This is a genomic window from Streptosporangium sp. H13245 (assembly GCF_055690525.1).
Map to the genome: position 1 here is coordinate 67693 of NZ_JBSZKT010000036.1, position 16685 is coordinate 84377.

18 protein-coding genes are annotated in these 16685 nt (G+C 69.5%); 13 read left to right on the top strand and 5 right to left on the bottom strand.

Annotated elements, in window-relative coordinates:
- Nucleotides 1-68: 68 nt before the first annotated feature.
- The 6 genes from ACW9TB_RS32500 to ACW9TB_RS32525 all read left to right on the top strand — a co-directional run bounded on the left by ACW9TB_RS32500 (nucleotide 69) and on the right by ACW9TB_RS32525 (nucleotide 4968).
- A complete protein-coding gene (locus ACW9TB_RS32500; protein ID WP_472751940.1) occupies nucleotides 69-1154 on the top strand; it encodes an S-(hydroxymethyl)mycothiol dehydrogenase in 1086 nt (361 codons plus the stop codon).
- Entirely contained in the window at nucleotides 1151-1768 is a 618-nt protein-coding gene (locus ACW9TB_RS32505; protein ID WP_472751927.1) for an MBL fold metallo-hydrolase, read from the top strand. The genes ACW9TB_RS32500 and ACW9TB_RS32505 overlap by 4 nt, the downstream gene beginning before the upstream one ends.
- A gap of 321 nt (nucleotides 1769-2089) precedes the next feature.
- Entirely contained in the window at nucleotides 2090-2269 is a 180-nt protein-coding gene (locus tag ACW9TB_RS32510) for a (2Fe-2S)-binding protein (RefSeq protein WP_436760301.1), read from the top strand.
- Nucleotides 2270-2284: 15 nt separating this feature from the next.
- Entirely contained in the window at nucleotides 2285-2767 is a 483-nt protein-coding gene (gene bfr, locus ACW9TB_RS32515) for a bacterioferritin (RefSeq protein ID WP_344922163.1), read from the top strand.
- A gap of 251 nt (nucleotides 2768-3018) precedes the next feature.
- The gene (locus tag ACW9TB_RS32520) at nucleotides 3019-3687 is read left to right on the top strand and encodes a response regulator transcription factor (RefSeq protein WP_012888073.1); all 669 of its coding nucleotides are present in this window, start codon (nucleotides 3019-3021) and stop codon (nucleotides 3685-3687) included.
- A 3-nt stretch (nucleotides 3688-3690) separates the two neighbouring features.
- Nucleotides 3691-4968, top strand: a complete 1278-nt coding sequence (locus ACW9TB_RS32525) for an ATP-binding protein (RefSeq protein ID WP_472751928.1) — start codon at nucleotides 3691-3693, stop codon at nucleotides 4966-4968.
- Nucleotides 4969-4977: 9 nt separating this feature from the next.
- On the opposite strand, the gene ACW9TB_RS32530 is transcribed toward ACW9TB_RS32525, so the two are convergent.
- Nucleotides 4978-5547, bottom strand: coding sequence for a GtrA family protein (locus ACW9TB_RS32530; RefSeq protein ID WP_472751929.1), 570 nt, complete (start codon nucleotides 5545-5547; stop codon nucleotides 4978-4980).
- Between the two features lie 294 nt (nucleotides 5548-5841).
- On the opposite strand from ACW9TB_RS32530, the gene ACW9TB_RS32535 reads away from it, so the two are divergent.
- From ACW9TB_RS32535 to purE, 3 genes are all read left to right on the top strand, one after another.
- Nucleotides 5842-6786: a hypothetical protein gene (locus tag ACW9TB_RS32535; protein WP_472751930.1), complete on the top strand. Its 945-nt coding sequence runs from the start codon at nucleotides 5842-5844 to the stop codon at nucleotides 6784-6786.
- Between the two features lie 303 nt (nucleotides 6787-7089).
- Nucleotides 7090-8175, top strand: a complete 1086-nt coding sequence (locus ACW9TB_RS32540) for a 5-(carboxyamino)imidazole ribonucleotide synthase (RefSeq protein WP_472751941.1) — start codon at nucleotides 7090-7092, stop codon at nucleotides 8173-8175.
- A 206-nt stretch (nucleotides 8176-8381) separates the two neighbouring features.
- Nucleotides 8382-8885, top strand: a complete 504-nt coding sequence (purE, locus tag ACW9TB_RS32545) for a 5-(carboxyamino)imidazole ribonucleotide mutase (RefSeq protein WP_472751931.1) — start codon at nucleotides 8382-8384, stop codon at nucleotides 8883-8885.
- A 244-nt stretch (nucleotides 8886-9129) separates the two neighbouring features.
- Here the strand turns inward: purE and ACW9TB_RS32550 are convergent, their stop codons facing one another.
- The gene (locus tag ACW9TB_RS32550) at nucleotides 9130-9768 is read right to left on the bottom strand and encodes an HD domain-containing protein (protein WP_472751932.1); all 639 of its coding nucleotides are present in this window, start codon (nucleotides 9766-9768) and stop codon (nucleotides 9130-9132) included.
- A 323-nt stretch (nucleotides 9769-10091) separates the two neighbouring features.
- Here ACW9TB_RS32550 and ACW9TB_RS32555 point away from each other — a divergent pair, with 323 nt between their 5' ends.
- Complete coding sequence (locus tag ACW9TB_RS32555) at nucleotides 10092-10328, top strand: DUF397 domain-containing protein (protein WP_472751933.1); 237 nt, start codon at nucleotides 10092-10094, stop codon at nucleotides 10326-10328.
- Nucleotides 10329-10964: 636 nt separating this feature from the next.
- Here the strand turns inward: ACW9TB_RS32555 and ACW9TB_RS32560 are convergent.
- Nucleotides 10965-12266 (bottom strand): UDP-glucose dehydrogenase family protein, encoded by a 1302-nt coding sequence (locus ACW9TB_RS32560; RefSeq protein ID WP_472751942.1) that lies wholly within the window; start codon nucleotides 12264-12266, stop codon nucleotides 10965-10967.
- Nucleotides 12267-12429: 163 nt separating this feature from the next.
- Between ACW9TB_RS32560 and ACW9TB_RS32565 the strand changes: the two genes are divergently transcribed.
- Both ACW9TB_RS32565 and ACW9TB_RS32570 read left to right on the top strand, forming a co-directional pair.
- Nucleotides 12430-13593 carry an acyl-CoA dehydrogenase family protein gene (locus ACW9TB_RS32565; RefSeq protein ID WP_472751934.1) on the top strand — a complete coding sequence of 388 codons (1164 nt, stop codon included), beginning with the start codon at nucleotides 12430-12432 and terminating at the stop codon, nucleotides 13591-13593.
- A gap of 220 nt (nucleotides 13594-13813) precedes the next feature.
- On the top strand, nucleotides 13814-14866 hold the full coding sequence (locus ACW9TB_RS32570; RefSeq protein WP_472751935.1) for an RDD family protein: 1053 nt from the start codon (nucleotides 13814-13816) through the stop codon (nucleotides 14864-14866).
- Between the two features lie 123 nt (nucleotides 14867-14989).
- Here ACW9TB_RS32570 and ACW9TB_RS32575 read toward each other — a convergent pair whose 3' ends face one another.
- The gene (locus ACW9TB_RS32575) at nucleotides 14990-15460 is read right to left on the bottom strand and encodes a hypothetical protein (RefSeq protein WP_472751936.1); all 471 of its coding nucleotides are present in this window, start codon (nucleotides 15458-15460) and stop codon (nucleotides 14990-14992) included.
- A 239-nt stretch (nucleotides 15461-15699) separates the two neighbouring features.
- Here ACW9TB_RS32575 and ACW9TB_RS32580 point away from each other — a divergent pair, with 239 nt between their 5' ends.
- Nucleotides 15700-16119: a YchJ family protein gene (locus tag ACW9TB_RS32580; protein WP_472751937.1), complete on the top strand. Its 420-nt coding sequence runs from the start codon at nucleotides 15700-15702 to the stop codon at nucleotides 16117-16119.
- Between the two features lie 87 nt (nucleotides 16120-16206).
- Here ACW9TB_RS32580 and ACW9TB_RS32585 read toward each other — a convergent pair whose 3' ends face one another.
- Complete coding sequence (locus ACW9TB_RS32585; RefSeq protein WP_472751938.1) at nucleotides 16207-16602, bottom strand: DUF4282 domain-containing protein; 396 nt, start codon at nucleotides 16600-16602, stop codon at nucleotides 16207-16209.
- Between the last annotated feature and the right edge of the window lie 83 nt (nucleotides 16603-16685).

Genomic DNA, 16685 nt, shown 5'->3' on the forward strand with positions numbered 1-16685 from the left:
CGCCCCGGACCGTTCAACCGGTAAGCGGGCCCGCGAGGGTCGAAACCATGACAGATGAGGTGCAGGACATGCCGTACACCGTGCAAGGCGTGGTCGCGCGTGGCAAGGGCGAGCCCGTCTCGCTGGAGACCGTTATCGTGCCCGATCCGGGCCCTGGCGAGGCCGTGGTGACGGTCCAGGCCTGTGGCGTCTGCCATACGGACCTGCACTACCGCGAGGGCGGCATCAACGACGAGTTCCCGTTCCTGCTCGGCCACGAGGCCGCCGGGCTGGTCGAGGCCGTCGGCGAGGGCGTCACCGAGGTGGCCCCCGGTGACTTCGTGATCCTGAACTGGCGGGCCGTCTGCGGCGACTGCCGGGCGTGCCTGCGGGGCCGCCCCTGGTACTGCTTCAACACCCACAACGCCACCCAGAGGATGACCCTGGAGGACGGCACGCCGCTCAGCCCCGCCCTGGGCATCGGCGCCTTCATCGAGAAGACCCTGGTCGCGGCCGGGCAGTGCACCAAGGTCGACCCGTCGGCACCGGCGCGGGTGGCCGGGCTGCTGGGCTGCGGCGTGATGGCGGGCCTCGGCGCGGCCATCAACACCGGCGGGGTGACCCGCGGTGACAGCGTGGCGGTCATCGGGTGCGGCGGCGTCGGCGACGCGGCCATCCTCGGCGCCCGGCTGGCGGGCGCCTCGAAGATCATCGCGGTGGACGTGGACGACCGCAAACTCGGCTGGGCCAAGGACTTCGGCGCCACCCACACGGTCAACTCCCGCACCTCCGACGTGGTCGAGACGGTCAAGGAACTCACCGGCGGCAACGGCGCGGACGTGGTCATCGAGGCGGTCGGCCGTCCCGAGACGTACGAGCAGGCTTTCTACGCCCGTGACCTGGCCGGGACCGTGGTGCTGGTCGGGGTGCCCACCCCGGACATGAAGCTGGAGCTGCCGCTGCTCGACGTCTTCGGCCGGGGCGGCGCGCTGAAGTCCTCCTGGTACGGCGACTGCCTGCCCAGCCGCGACTTCCCCATGCTCATCGACCTCTACCTCCAGGGGCGGCTCGACCTCGACCGCTTCGTCTCCGAGACGATCGGCCTCGGCGACGTCGAGGCGGCCTTCGCCAAGATGCACCGCGGCGAGGTCCTGCGCTCGGTGGTGATCCTGTGATCGACAGGATCGTCACCTCCGGCACGTTCTCGCTGGACGGCGGGACGTGGGACGTCGACAACAACGTCTGGATCGTCGGCTCGGCCAGCGAGGTCCTCGTCGTCGACGCCGCGCACGACGCCGCCGCGATCGCCGAGCGGGTCGGTGACCGCGAGGTCAAGGCCATCGTCTGCACCCACGCGCACAACGACCACATCGACGCGGCGGCCGACCTCGCCGCGCGGACAGGCGCGCCGATCCTGCTCCACCCGGCCGACCAGGTGCTGTGGGAGATGGTCTACACCGACCTGCCGTACACCCCGCTTGAGGACGGGCAGGTGCTCTCGGCCGGGGGAATCGAGCTGACCGTGCTGCACACGCCGGGCCACGCTCCGGGCGCGGTCTGCCTGTACGGGGCGGACATCGGCGCGGTCTTCACCGGAGACACCCTGTTCAACGGCGGTCCCGGCGCGACGGGGAGGTCCTTCTCCTCCTTCGGCACGATCATCGAGTCGATCAGGGAGAAGCTGCTCGCCCTGCCGCCGGGGACGGCCGTGCACACCGGTCACGGCGCGTCCACCTCCATCGGCGCGGAGGCGGGACACCTGGAGGAGTGGGTGGCCAGAGGCCACTGACCGGCGCTCTCCCGCGCTCCGCCCGCCCACGCGCCCCGGCCCTCGCCGGGGCGCGTTCGCGTGTCCGGGGCCTGCGTACCCGGATTCGTCGTGAGGCGTTTTCCGGGGTTTCGGTGGGAGGTTTTTCCCGGCCCCGGAAGGTGTGCCGGTGAATTCCGGGCGGCGTTTCCGCACGTCAGCCGATGGCCCTACGGATAGGAGCCTCGAATCCGTGGCCGGGAAATTAAGGTCATGTGTGCTAGTTCACATAGGCAAGCCTAACCGAATGAGCTAGCTTAGGTGTGCCTAACCTATGGTAGTCTCCAGAGAGGTCGCATCCCCGTGTACGTATGCGTCTGCCGCGCGGTCACCGAGAACGAGGTGCACGACTGCATCTCGGCAGGTGCCAGGAGCGCGCGCCAGATCCGCGATGCCACGGGTGCCGGTGGCGACTGCGCTTCTTGCGTGCGAAAAATCTGTGCGATCCTAAAGCGGTCCGAAGATTTGATGCCGACCGCATAGCACGAGGAGCCCGCCATGCAGGGCGACAAGAAAATCATCGAACTGCTCAACGAGCAGCTGACCGCGGAGCTGACCGCGATCAACCAGTACTTCCTGCACGCCAAGATGCAGGAGAACTGGGGATATACGAGGCTGGCCAAATACACCCGCGAAGAGTCCATCGACGAGATGCGCCACGCGGAGAAGCTGACCGACCGCATCCTCTTCCTTGAGGGGCTGCCCAACTACCAGAAGCTGGGCACCCTGCACATCGGCCAGACCGTCGCCGAGCAGCTCCGCGCCGACCTGGACGTCGAGCTTGAGGTCGTCACCCGGTTGAGGCCCGCCATCATCCTGATGCGTGAGAAGGGCGACGCCACCTCGGCCCGGATCTTCGAGGAGATCCTGGAGGACGAGGAGCGCCACATCGACTATCTGGAGACCGAGCTGGGTCTCATCGGGAGCCTCGGGGAGCAGCTCTACCTCGCCCGCTACGCCGAGCCGCCGTCGGCGTCTTGAGGTGAATAACGCAGAACACGCCCACCAGATCCCTTCTGGTAGGGCGTGTTCTGCTTTGTCGGCCGATCCTTTGGGAGGCCTGTGCTTTCGAGGGACTTCCAATGCGGGAGACCTACTCCGTGGCCCCCGGCCGTTGCGGGATGACTATCCGGGATTTATCAGTGTTTGCCCAGGTCAATGGATAGGTCAACGACGAGTCAAACCGCGCGCTGTACCCGGGAAACGATCCCCTAAGGTCCTACGATCGCAACATGACCTGTGTACTACTCGCCGAGGATGACACCTCGATTTCCGAGCCGCTGGCTCGAGCCCTGCGCCGCGAGGGTTATCAAGTGGAGGTGAGCCCTGACGGCCCGCAGGCTCTGGAGCGGGCTCTGTCGGGTGGCATCGACCTGATCGTTCTCGACCTGGGCCTGCCCGAGATGGACGGTCTGGAGGTGGCCCGGCGCATCCGCGCCGAGGGTCACGGAACTCCTGTGCTGATCCTCACCGCCCGCGTCGACGAGGTCGACACGGTGGTCGGCCTCGACGCCGGGGCCGACGACTACGTCACCAAGCCGTTCCGCCTCGCCGAGTTGCTGGCGCGCGTCCGCGCGCTCCTGCGGCGCGGCACGTCCGAGACGCCCGTGGTCCAGGGCGTACGCATCGACGCCGACTCCCGTCGCGCGTGGATGGGAGACAAGGAGCTGCATCTGACCACCAAGGAATTCGATCTGCTGAGGGTCCTGGTCCGCGACGCCGGAAAGGTGGTCACCCGCGAGCAGATCATGCGCGAGGTGTGGGACACCAACTGGTGGGGTTCGACCAAGACCCTGGACATGCACATCTCGTGGCTACGCCGGAAACTCGGTGACGACGCCGCCAAGCCCCGATACATCACGACCGTTCGAGGAGTCGGCTTCAGGTTCGAGCGCGAGTAGGAGATGCGCCGCCGCCTTCTCTCCTCAACCCTCCTCGTCGCGGTCATCGGGGTGTTGCTGCTCGGCATCCCCCTCGGTGTGGCGGTCAACCGGCTCATCGAGGAGGAGGCGACCCAGGAACTCTCCTCACACGCCAAAAGCCTGCTGGGGGAGGTCGAGTACGCCCGGATCCAGGACCAGCCCGTCGACGAGCAGCAGCTGGAACGCAAGTACTCCGATCTCTACATTCAGATTTACGCAAAAGGGACGCCTCCCCAGGTGATAACGGTGGGCACCGAGCCCCCCGAGAGCCAGAAGATGACCGAGGACGCGCAGTCGGAGAACGGCGTGTACGTCGCGGTCAGCCGGGACAAGACGGGAGTGGAGCGTGAGGTCCGCGCGTGGTTGTTCCTCATTTTGGGACTCGCCGCGGCTGCCCTCGCGGTCGCGGTCGGACTCGCCATCGTGCAGTCGCGCCGCCTGACCCTACCGCTCAGCGACCTTGCGATGATCGCTGAGCGGCTCGGCTCCGGTGACGCCAGACCGAGCAAGCACCGCTACGGGATCCAGGAGCTCGACCGGGTGGCCGAGGTGCTCGACCGCAGCGCGACCCGCATCTCCGACCTCCTGGCCAGGGAGCGGGAGTTCGCGACCGACGCCTCCCACCAGCTCCGTACCCCGCTCACCGGCCTGACCATGAGACTTGAGGAGATCGTCGCCGCCGCCGACGAGCCGGGCATCGTCAAGGAGGAGGGCGAGGCCGCCATCGTGCAGGCCGAGCGGCTCACCGCCGTGATCGACGAGCTGCTGGCCACCGCCAGACGGCAGCGTCAGGCCCAGTCCGAGATCGTCGCGCTCGACGTGCTGCTCGACCAGCAGTTCATCGAGTGGGGCCCGGCGTTCCGCAGGGCCGGGCGGCGGCTGAGCCTGGTCGGCACGCGCGGGCTCCAGGCGCTGGGCACCGGCGGCGGCATCGGCCAGGTGATCTCCACCCTGCTGGAGAACTCGCTGGAGCACGGCGACGGCACGGTGACCGTGACCACCTGCGCCAGGGACAGGTCCATCGTGATCGAGGTGGCGGACGAGGGCAGGGGCATCACCGACGGCCTGGCCCCGCGGATCTTCGAGCGGAACGTGAGCGGGGGCGGCAGCACGGGCCTCGGCCTGCCCCTCGCGAGGGCACTGGCCGCGGCGGACGGGGGACGCCTGGAGCTCGTACGGGCGCGTCCCGCGGCGTTCGCGTTCTTCCTGCGCCAGGTGGGCGACACGGGCAGGAACCGCGTCGTCCGCGGGCCCGCCTGAGCGTCGCGGCTAGTGCGGCCCGGTGGGGGGCCTGCTCTCCTCAGAGGTCTTGCTCAGGAGATACATGTGGCCGTTGACCTGGCTGTTCGGGGTCCCGGGCCGGGTCGAGGGCGCACCGGGGACAGGCTCCTCCGGCCCGTCCGGCGGCGTGCCGGGCAGGAAGACCCACTTCTTGTACGACCAGAACCTGAACAGGGTTCCGAGGCCGGTGCTCACGATCAGGGCGATGTTGTAACTCAGCGGGTCCTGCAGGCCCAAGGTGTAGGTCACGAAGCCGAGTATCAGCAGCGAGATCAGCAGGCCGATGCCGTTGAGGAGGAAGAACAGGAAGTACTCGCGGGCGAGGCCGCTCTGCTCGCGGTGCCTGAACGTCCAGTAGCGGTTGCCGACGTAGGCCAGGGTGGCCGCGACGATCGTCGCGACGACCTTGGAGGTGAGCGGGCCCCAGTCGAGGCCGAACCTGAGCAGGTTGGTGCCGCCGTAGTCGATCACGAAGGCGATCGCGCCGACCGTCCCGAACTTCGCCAGCTCGCGCGCCAGCTCGGCGAGCCGCCGGTAGGCGTGTCGGAGAAACTCCACGTTCCCTGCACGGTCCTTTCGGGGGTCGGCTGCTGATCCGCCGCATCGGAGGACCTCGAACACTCTTCGGGCCAGGCTACCGGTGAGGAGGCGTGATCCGCGCGAGGTTGCCCCGTTGATGTCGATAGCCGTCAGCAGGGGCTTTTTCAATAAATATCGCATAACACCGGATAAATGAGGGCGCTGACGTTACGCTGATCCCGTAGATCACGGGAAGCCTCCGGCACCTCCGCCTCCTGTGGTCGGTCCAGACGGACTGCCGTACGCGACGGCCACTACCCCGGGGATCAGCCCTTGCGCCGCCGACTCCTCGCCGTGATCCTGGGCCTGTCGATGATGACCGGCTGCGGCGCGGGGAGCGACACGCGGGTCACCGCTCCCGAGACCGGCCCGTCGCGTGAGGCGTCCGCCGAGGTGGAGTTCACCGAGGCGGCCGATGCTTTCGCGCTGCTGGGAAGGCTCGACGACGCCTGGCGCGACCGGGACTGCGCGGCCGTCGAGAAGCTCACCACCTGGGCGGAGAAAGCGCTGGGCGGTCGTGCCTGCGAGGCGACCCGGAACGGCCGCCCAGCCCCCGCCAGGAAGTCCTACAGCGAGGCGGAGTTCTACCTGCCCGGCATAGCGGGCGAGGACCGCTGGTTCGTCGCCCTGGCCCGCGAGCCCGACCCGGCCTACTTCCTGTTCCTCCAGGAGGGCGGCGAGTGGCGGCTCGGTGCCGGGCCCATCCCGATCCGGGGCGAGGTCCGCGAGCCGACCGAGGGCGCGGTGCCCACTGACGACCCCGTCGCGGGGGTCAAGGCCCGTCTCGTGCCGCAGCGCTACCTGGCCTACCTGACCGACCCGGCGGGGGTGAGCGGGGTGACCTTTCCCAGGGGGGACCCGGCCCGCGAACTCTTCGACGATCTGGTCAGGCGCCCGCAGAGCGTGAGGCCCGACCGCCTCACCGCTGACATCCGCCTGCTCGTCGGCCCTCAGCGCGCGCTGCTGCTGCCCGGCGGCGGCGCCCTGGTCATCCACGCCCTGGAGATCGAATACCGGCAGAGAGCCCGTCAGGGCCGCTCCGCCCTGGCCCGCCCGATCTACGGCAGGGCCGACCTGCGGGGTTTCACCGGCAGGTCCAGAACCGCCGCGCTGACCGGGACCGAGGTCGTGCTCGTCGCCACCGAGATCGTCGGCGGCGGTTCCAAGCTCACCACGGCCGGTCTGCGCCGCGGCCTCGCCACCCTCACGGCGGGCTGAGCCCGCGCGTCACCTCACGGCGGGTGATCGCCGCCGGACCGTGAGGATCCCTCACGCGCGAGAGCGGGCCGGGCGCCTCCGGATGATCGTTCCCGGTCCCTGTCACAACGTCCGCGTCACAACGTCAGCCAACCGGCGCGGCCGTTCCCGGTCCCCGCCACGGCGTCAGCCCAGCGCCCGGCATCCGCCCGCCGCCTGGTCGCGTACCGCGAGACAGTAAACTTAACCGCTGTGAGCAGCCCTTCTTTGGCCAGTCCCATCGGACCCGTCGTCGGCGTGATCGGAGCGGGCCAGCTGGCCCGGATGACACAGCAGGCGGCCATCGCCCTCGGCGTCGAGCTGCGGGTCCTGGCCGGCTCGCCCGACGAGAGCGCCGCTCGCGTGATCGCCGACGTGCGCCTGGGCGACTACCGGTCCCTGGCGGACCTGCGCGACCTCGCCAAGGGATGTGACGCGGTCACGTTCGACCACGAGCACGTGCCCACCGAGCACGTCCGCGCCCTGGCCGGGGACGGCTTCGCCGTGCACCCCGGCGCCGACGCGCTCGTCCACGCCCAGGACAAGGCCGTGATGCGCGAGCGGCTGACCGCGATCGGCGTTCCCTGCCCGCCCTGGCGGCGGGTCGAGACGGCGGCCGACGTCGAGGAGTTCGCGGCGGAGAACGGCTGGCCGGTCGTGCTCAAGGCGGTCCGGGGCGGTTACGACGGGCGCGGCGTCTGGGTCTGCCGCTCCGCGGACGACGCGGCCGGGGTCCTGGCCTCCGGCGTACCGCTGATGGCCGAGGGGTTCGTGCCGTTCGAGCGGGAGCTCGCCGTGCTGGTCGCCAGGTCGCCGCACGGGCAGGGCGTCAGCTACCCGGTGGTGGAGACCGTCCAGCGTGACGGCATCTGCGTCGAGGTGCTCGCCCCCGCCCCCGGTCTCGACCCCGAGTGGGCCGCGGTGGCCCAGCGGATCGCCCTGACCATCGCCAAGGAGCTGGGCGTGACCGGGCTGCTGGCCGTGGAGATGTTCGCCACCTCCTCGGGCCTGGTGGTGAACGAGCTGGCCATGCGCCCGCACAACAGCGGCCACTGGACGATCGACGGGGCCCGCACCTCCCAGTACGAGCAGCACCTGCGCGCGGTCCTCGACCTCCCGCTCGGGTCGCCCGCGCCGACCGCCCCCGTGGTGGTGATGGCCAACCTCCTGGGCGGCGACGACCCCGACGTCTTCTCCCGGTACGAGCACGTGATGGCCCACGACCCGGGGATCAAGGTCCACTTCTACGGCAAGGAGGTGCGGCCGGGGCGCAAGATCGGCCACGTCACCGCGATGGGCACCGACCTCGACGAGGTCCGCGCGCGTGCCCGGCACGCCGCCGTCTACCTCACCGAGGGAAAGTACACCTGAGCCGGACCGCTCCTCCGGCGCCCCGAAGGCGCCGCGCCACCCGGTCCCGGAGATCGCCGGGACCGTCCGAAATCCTGTAGTACCGCTAGTACCGCTGGAAGACGCCGGGACCGTCCGGGTCCCGTGCCACCGGGAAGCGCCGCGCCGGCGCGGACCACGGCACCATCGCGAACGCGCGGCCCCGGGCCGCGAGGCAGGGAGAAGTGATGACCACCGTCGGCATCGTCATGGGCAGCGACTCCGACTGGCCGGTGATGAGACTCGCCGCCGAGGCGCTGGCCGAGTTCGGGGTGGCGTTCGAGGCCGACGTGGTCTCCGCGCACCGCATGCCCGAGGAGATGATCGCGTACGGCGCGGGGGCGGCCGGGCGCGGCCTGAAGGTGATCATCGCGGGTGCCGGGGGAGCCGCCCACCTGCCGGGCATGCTCGCCTCGGTGACCCCCCTGCCGGTGATCGGCGTCCCCGTCCCGCTGAAGTACCTCGACGGCCTCGACTCCCTCCTCTCGATCGTCCAGATGCCCGCGGGGGTCCCCGTCGCGACCGTCGCCGTCGGGGGCGCCCGCAACGCGGGCCTGCTGGCCGTACGGATCCTCGCCGCCGCCGACGAGGGCCTGCGGGCGAAGATGGAGGCGTTCCAGCTCGCCCTCAAGGATCAAGCCCATGCCAAGGGGGCGAAACTTCGGGCCGAGGCCGCCCAGCTCGGCGCCTGATATCGCCGCCTTTGACCGATGGCTTGACAACATCATGGATAGACGAGGACTCGGGGGGAAGGAGCAGATCTTCACATATTTTGGAGGTTGAGAACCATGAGGAACGCTGTCCGCGCCCTCCTCGGGCTCACGATGGCCGTGCTGGCGGTGTTCGGAAGCCTGAATACCGGCGGAAGCCAGAAGCCCGTCGACTCCGCCGTGAGTTCCGTGCCGACGCGCTAGCCCCCGGATCCCGCGGGGCACGTCATTCGGGCCAGGCGGAGTTCTCGATGACGTCGACGAAGTTGGTACGGACGTACCCGGGGACGAAGCGCTCCAGGACATCGGCCTTCACGTTGCCGAAGGTCGTCTGCGGGCGGTGCGCGATGCCGTCGGTGAACGCGGCCAGGATGCGGCGCTTGAAGTCGGGACGGGGATGGGCGGCCACGATCTCCGCGCGGGCCTCGCCGGGGATGTCGTCCAGGCCGATCCCCAGCACGTCGGCCTCCACGCCCGTGGTGACCAGGGCGATCTCCGGGGCCATGTGGTGCGGTATCTCCGGTGTGGTGTGCAGCGCGATCGCCTCCCACACGATTCGCGCGCCCTCCTCGGACACCCCGTGCTCCCTCAGGAAGCGGCGGGCCTCGTCCGCGCCGTCGATCTCGAAGCGCTGGTCCGAGGTCCGGTAGGTCCGGGTCAGGCCGAGATCGTGGAACATCGCGCCGACGTACAGCAGCTCGGGATCGTAGGCGAGCCCCCTGCGGTCGCCCACGAGCGCGCCGAACAGGAAGACCCGCCGGGAGTGGTCGTACACCAGCGGCTCGGCCGCCTCCCGGACGAGCTCCGTGGCCGCCCGTACCAGGGCGCTGCCGGGAATCTCCACGTTCGCGATACGAACGGTCATCTTGGGCTCCTTCAGACTGAAATGGCGCCGCTGACCTGCGCCAACCCTTCGTTGCTCTCCTGGCGAGGGTCTACCCGGCCGTCCGGGTGACTTCGTGCGCCACGCCGCTTTCTCCGACGCCGTACGGCCGCTCGTTCGATGTCCGCGTCGTTGCGGGCGTCCCGGGCGGCCCGGATACTGGGTGCGTGGAGCCCGCCGCCGTTCGCGGGGGCACGTCACGGATCCCCCCGGGACGTGACGCGGACGCACCGCCGCCACGGGGCGATCCACTCGAATGACCCCGCCCGTTGGGCGACCGCCGACATAGCGAAGGTGATGACGACGTGGAAGCAGACCTCAGCAAGGCCGTCTGGCGCAAGGCGGCCCCGGAGGGGGATGACAGCGGTAACTGCGTCGAGGTGGCCGTTGTCGACGCTCCCGAAGAGGGCCACAAGGCCGGGTCAGGTTCTCTTTACGTATTGCGCGATTCCAAGAATCCCGACGGGCCGAAGCTGTTCTTCACCCGCGCGGAGTGGGACGCCTTCGTCGGGGGTGTGAAGCTCGGCGAGTTCGACAACTGACCGGACGGAACAGGTACGAACAGAAGGCCCTCGTCGGTGACGGGGGCCTTCTCGCTGCGCGTTCCCCGGGCTTATTCCCGATCGCCGCCATCGGATCGCGTACCGGGCCGACCTGGTGAAAGGCGCGGCTCCCACGGGGCTCAGGCCCTCGGACGCCGTTTTCCCGCAGGGTAAAAGTCCTTTTGTCGAATGCGCAGGAAGAGGTGGTTTCGTGAGGCGATTCGTTTTCGCTGTGACGGGAGTGTCGTCGCGTAATGCCAATCAAAAGCGTTTCACGACTAACTTGGAAGCGTTTTGGTGTGATTTGTCCTGATATGCCGCATATCGTAGTAATTGTCCTATCCGAGGGATTACTACGAAAAGAGGTGTCCCGATGGGTATCACGATGTTCCCGGGAGGCGCCTGGCCTGCCGATCCGTACTGGCGCCGTCGCCGTCGCCGTCGCTGGCGCCGCTGGCGCCGCTGGCGTTACTGGAACTGGTGATGCGAGAAGGTCATGGTGACCTGTGCGGTATCTGAGAAGTCGATGCTTACCCGGCGGGTTCCCGGCACAGGCCGGGGACCCGCCGTCATGTCCGGGACGGCGCGCTCAACGTGTCGCGGAAGCCGGAGATGCGCAGGTGGGAAGGCCGGGACTTAGGGGCGGCCCAGGGCGCGGTAGTGCCAGCCGGAGGCCCGCCAGGTCTCGGCGTCAAGGGCGTTGCGGCCGTCGACGATCTTGCGGGAGGCCACGACGGAACCCAGCTCCTCGGGATCCATCTCGATGAACTCCTGCCATTCGGTCAGCAGCAGCACGACATGGGCGTTCTTGGCCGCGTCGAGGGCGGAGGCGCCGTAGGAGAGCCCGGGGTGGGCCTTGCGGGCGTTCTCCTGGGCGACGGGATCGTAGACGGTGACCCGGCCGCCCTGCTCGCTGATCTTGACGGCGACGTCCAGGGCGGGCGAGTCGCGGATGTCGTCGGAGTTGGGCTTGAACGCGGCGCCGAGCACCGCGACCGTACAGCCGCGGAACGAACCCCCGGCCAGCTCGCGGGCGAGGTCGACCATGCGGGCGCGGCGGCGCATGTTGATCGCGTCGACCTCCCGCAGGAAGGTCAGCGCCTGGTCGGCGCCGAGCTCTCCGGCCCGGGCCATGAAGGCGCGGATGTCCTTGGGCAGGCAGCCGCCGCCGAAGCCGAGGCCGGGGTTGAGGAACTTGCCGCCGATGCGGTCGTCGAAGGACAGCGCCAGGGACAGCTGCTTGACGTCGGCGTGGGCGGCCTCGCAGACCTCGGCCATCGCGTTGATGAAGGAGATCTTCGTGGCGAGGAAGGCGTTGGCGGCCACCTTGACCAGCTCGGCCGTGGGGTAGTCGGTGATCACCATCGGGGTGCCCATCTCCAGCATGGAGGCGTACACCTCCCGCATGATCTTCTCGGCCCTGTCGGAGGCGACGCCGAGCACGATCCGGTCGGGGTGCAGGGTGTCCTTCACCGCGAAGCCCTCGCGGAGGAACTCGGGGTTCCAGGCCAGCTCGGCGCCCGCGCCGATGGGGGCGAGCCGGGCCAGCTTGTCGGCGAGGCGCTGCGCGGTGCCGACCGGGACGGTGGACTTGCCCACGACCAGGCACTCGCGGTGGAGGTGGGGGGCGAGTGACTCGATCGCGGCGTCCAGATAGGACACGTCCGCGGCGTACTCTCCCGGCTTCTGGGGGGTGCCCAGGCACAGGAAGTGCACGTCGCCGAAGGCCGCGGCCTCCTCGTACGAGGTGGTGAAGCGCAACCGGCCGTTGGCGAGGTTGCGGCGCAGGACCTCCTGCAGGCCGGGTTCGTAGATGGGCAGATCGCCGGCCCGCAGCCGGTCGATCTTCTCCGCGTCCACGTCGAGACTGAGGACCTCGAAGCCCAGCTCGGCCATGCAGGCGGACGTCGTCGCACCGAGGTATCCGGTTCCCACCATCGTCAGGCGGTAGGCCACTGGTGCTCCTTTCGGTTCTGCCCAATTCTTTGCCGACAGGGTACCGGCATCTGGCGCTTCTACTTTGCCACCTGCGCAAACGCCGGGGTACATATCACATGGGGTGGAGCGCTCCACGTTTTGTTGGACGTCCTACTATTTGCCCATGAGCTACCCTCTCTACGCGCTGCCCGAGGAGCACGAGATGCTCCGCGAGACGGTCCGCGCTCTCGCCGACGAGAAGATCGCCCCTCACGCCGCCGAGGCCGACGAGACCGGGGAGTTTCCCTGGGACGCCTACAAGGCGCTCGTCGCGGCGGACCTGCACGCCGTGCACGTCCCCGAGGAGTACGGGGGCGCGGGTGCCGACGCCCTCGCGACGGTGATCGTCATCGAGGAGGTGGCGCGGGCCTGCGCCTCGTCCTCGCTGATTCCCGCCGTCAACAAGCTCGGCACCGTCCCGCTGCTGCTCGCGGGCTCCGAGGAACTCAAGCGGAGCTACCTCACGCCGGTCGCGCGGGGGGAGGCGATGTTCTCGTACGCCCTCTCCGAGGCCGAGGCGGGCAGCGACGCCGCCGCGATGAAGACCCGCGCGGTCCTCGACGGCGACCACTACGTGCTCGACGGCGCCAAGATGTGGATCACCAACGCCGGGGTGTCGGAGTACTACACGGTGATGGCCGTCACCGAGCCGGGCGTCGGGGCCAGGGGCATCTCCGCGTTCGTCGTGGAGAAGGGCGACGAGGGCGTCAGCTTCGGGGCCAAGGAGCGCAAGCTCGGCATCAAGGGCTCCCCGACCCGCCAGGTCATCCTGGAGAACGTGCGGATCCCCGCGTCCCGGATGATCGGCGAGCCGGGCACCGGTTTCAGGACCGCGCTGGCCACCCTGGACCACACCCGCGTCACCATCGCCGCCCAGGCGCTCGGCATCGCCCAGGGCGCCCTGGACTACGCGATCGGCTACGTCAAGGAGCGCAGGCAGTTCGGCAAGGCCGTCGCCGACTTCCAGGGTGTCCAGTTCATGGTCGCCGACATGGCGATGAAGCTGGAGGCCGCCCGCCACCTCACCTACGCCGCTGCGGCCAGGTCCGAACTGGCCATGCACGGCGAGCCGCAGAAGGACCTCACCTTCCTCTCCAGCGCCGCCAAGTGCGCCGCCTCCGACGCCGCCATGGAGATCACCACCGACGCCGTCCAGCTCCTGGGCGGGTACGGCTACACCCGCGACTACCCAGTCGAGCGCATGATGCGCGACGCGAAGATCACGCAGATCTACGAGGGCACCAACCAGATCCAGCGCGTGGTGATGGCCCGGCAGCTTCTGAAGTAGGCCAGACTCCGTCCCCGCTTCTGTAAGGCGGGGACGGGTCCGTCACGGCCGCGCGCGTGCGGCGGACCGTGTCGTTACAGGTGCGCCCCGGGATCCCGCACGGTGAGCGCTCGGGAAACCGGCGTGGATCCTTTCCCGACGCGGTGTCTGGCCCGGTCGGCATGTCCGTGTCGCGTGCCGAGGCGTCGTAGGGTGTCGCTCTCAGGGCGAAAGGATCACTGTGCCGCAGTTCTCCCGGTTACCGTGGGCGGCGCTGTCGGTATGGGGGGCGGCCGCGGCCGTCGCCGCCTTCCCGACCTGGGCGCTGTGGCGCGATCGGCTCGATCGTGAGGAACTCGCCGTACCCTCCGGGGTCTCCGGGGATATCTACGGGTTGGTGTGCCTGTACAACGGTGGAACGACGTTGTCACCGCTCGCCCCGCTGAGCCGTGATCTCGAAGCGGTCGTGGAGGTTACGGAGGGCTGGGCGTTTCCGGCTCTGGTGGTTCTTCTCGGGCTCCTCGCATGTCTCGGCCGCAGGGGTCCCGCGGTGACGGGCCAGCGGGTGGCGGGACTCCTCGTCCTGATCGCGGTCATCGAACCTCTCGCCTCGTTGTCCAGCGACCGGAGAGGCTGCGACGAGATCTCGCTGTTCAGCGCCGACTGGTTCAGCGGGGTGGCCAGCGGCTGGGAGATCACCCAGTTGTGTCTCCCGGTGGCCGCGGCGCTGGTGTTCGCCGCGTCGCGGACGACGCAGTCCGCCGCAGGAGACGAGCCGGGCGGATCACCGGCCGGGACGGCGACGGTGTGGCGTCGGTCGGCGGCGGCCCTGGCCGACTATTTGATCGTTGTCACGGCCCTCAGCGCCGCCGTGGGGGCGGCCTGGCCCCTGATCGGCGTCGGCTTCAGGGGCCATATGGGAGCCGGACTACTGGAGCGGGCCGACGCGTACGTGTTCCGGGGCGACATGAGGCCCGCAGAACTGGCCATCCTGGCCGGGCTGTTCCTCTACTTCTGGGCGCAGCACGCCCTGTGGGGGCGGACGCTCGGCAAGCGGCTGCTGGGTGTCCGGGTCGTCGCCGGGCGGACGGGCGGACGGCTGGGCGCGGGCAGGACCGCGCTGCGCACGCTGGCCTTCCCCATTCTCGTCCTCGTCCCCGAGGCCGGGCTGTGGTGTCTTCTCGTGGGCGGGTCGTGGATGCTCCTCGATCCCGAGGGCCGGGTCCTTCACGACCGCTGGCTGGGCGTCGCGGTGGTACGCGACCAGGTGAGGAACGTCCAGCCGCGGACCTGACCCGGCGTCGTCCGCGTGGTCCCGCCACCCCGGACACCCGGCCACGGGTCTGGACGGACCACGGGACGGGATGTCGGTGGACGAGCTCGGCCCTCCGGGAGACGTCGGTGGACGAACTCGGCCCTACCGCGGATCGGAGGGTGCCCGGTCGGTGTCGTGGTCGTCGCGGCTCCAGATCTCGGTGCATCGGGGGAGGTCCTCGATGCCTCCGCCTTCGGGGATCATGCCCCAGAGGAAGGGGATGAGGTACCGGGGCGGTTCGCCCAGGAGCGTGGCCAGCTCGTCCTCGGTGACGGTGAGGGTGAACGCCGGGCCCGGTCGCCCGGGGTGCCATCCCTGGTCGACGGCTCGCCGGACGCATCCGGCGACGAGGGCGGGGCGGACCGCGATCGTCCGTTCTCCGAGCCAGTTGTCCGGCCGGGCGCAGGGAAGTGACACCACGAGGACACGTCCCGGCTCCTCGGCCCTCTCGACGGTGACGGTGAGGGGACTCCAGCCGTTGCCCTGGTGATAGGTGGACTTGTGCCGGATCCGCCAGCGGAAGTCGGCGCCGTCGACGGTGATGGGTCGTGAGCCCTTCCTGGGCATCGTCACGGGCGTCTCCAAGCTTCCGCTCTGTTCCGTCGTTGTCTCGCGGGAGCGGCGGAACAGCGAGACGCCCGCAAGCGTAATCCCCGCCCATCCGAGTGATCGAGCCGTTTTTCCGGTGACCCGTCGCGGTATCGGAGAACACCCGGACCCGGCATGGCCCGTCGGCCAGCGGAAACCCGGCCCGGACCATCCCACGCGCTCCGGAAGCGGGTGTCGTCCTCCCGGTGGGCATACTGGGGGACGTGCCACGACGTGATCCACGACCCCGAGTCCGTTCCGCGCCCGCGTCCGCCGCCTCGTGCCCGTGCGGGCTGCCCGCGCCGTACGGAGACTGCTGCGGGAGGCTGCACCGGGGGGAGGCGTCCGCGACGACGGCCGAGGCGCTGATGCGGTCGAGGTTCAGCGCCTTCGGCGTCGGCGACGCCGGGTATCTCCTGCGCACCTGGCACCCGTCGACGCGCCCGCCCGGTGTCGACCTCGGGGGCGGCCTCCGGTGGACGCGGCTGGAGGTGCTGGAGACGACCGGCGGCAGCGCCTTCCACACCGAGGGCACCGTCCGCTTCCGCGCCCACTACGTCGAGCGTGGCGAGGAGGGCCACCTGGAGGAGCACAGCCGCTTCGCCCGGCACGGGGGCGACTGGGTGTACGTCGGGGCGCTCTAGAAATCGCGTCTCACGGCGTCGTGGCCCGGACGCCGTGCCGTCGCGGACGTGGACGTGGACGTGGACGTGACCGCCGGGCCGGACGCCTCAGAACCCGCCGCGGCTTCGGATCGCTCCCAGGTCCTCCTTGATCTTGAAGATGATCACCAGCAGTTCCATCCACACGCGGGTGAACAGGACGGCGAGGAACCAGGTGATCGGTGCGAGCACGAGCGCGGTGACACCGGCCGCCGTGCTCGTGCCGAAGGCATAGATCGAGAACCCGAGCATCCACAGCGCGTGGACCACCACGATGACGGTGAAGATGACCTTGATGATGCCCGTCGTCACATAGTGGTCGAAGCCGAAATCGAAAAGGCGGCCGAAGAACCCCTTTTGCGCGGACGTGGGCGTGGGCGCGGGCTGGTACGTCGGCTGGTAGGCGGCCTGGGGGTGCTGTCCGTGGCCGTACTGCGGGTCCTGGATCTGATAAGGGTTGCTCATCGTTCCGTCCATGATCGGGGGGAGTGGTCGCAGGTGGGAGGGCGCCGTCCGGCGAGGTCGACGACCTGTGGCGTTCCGGACGG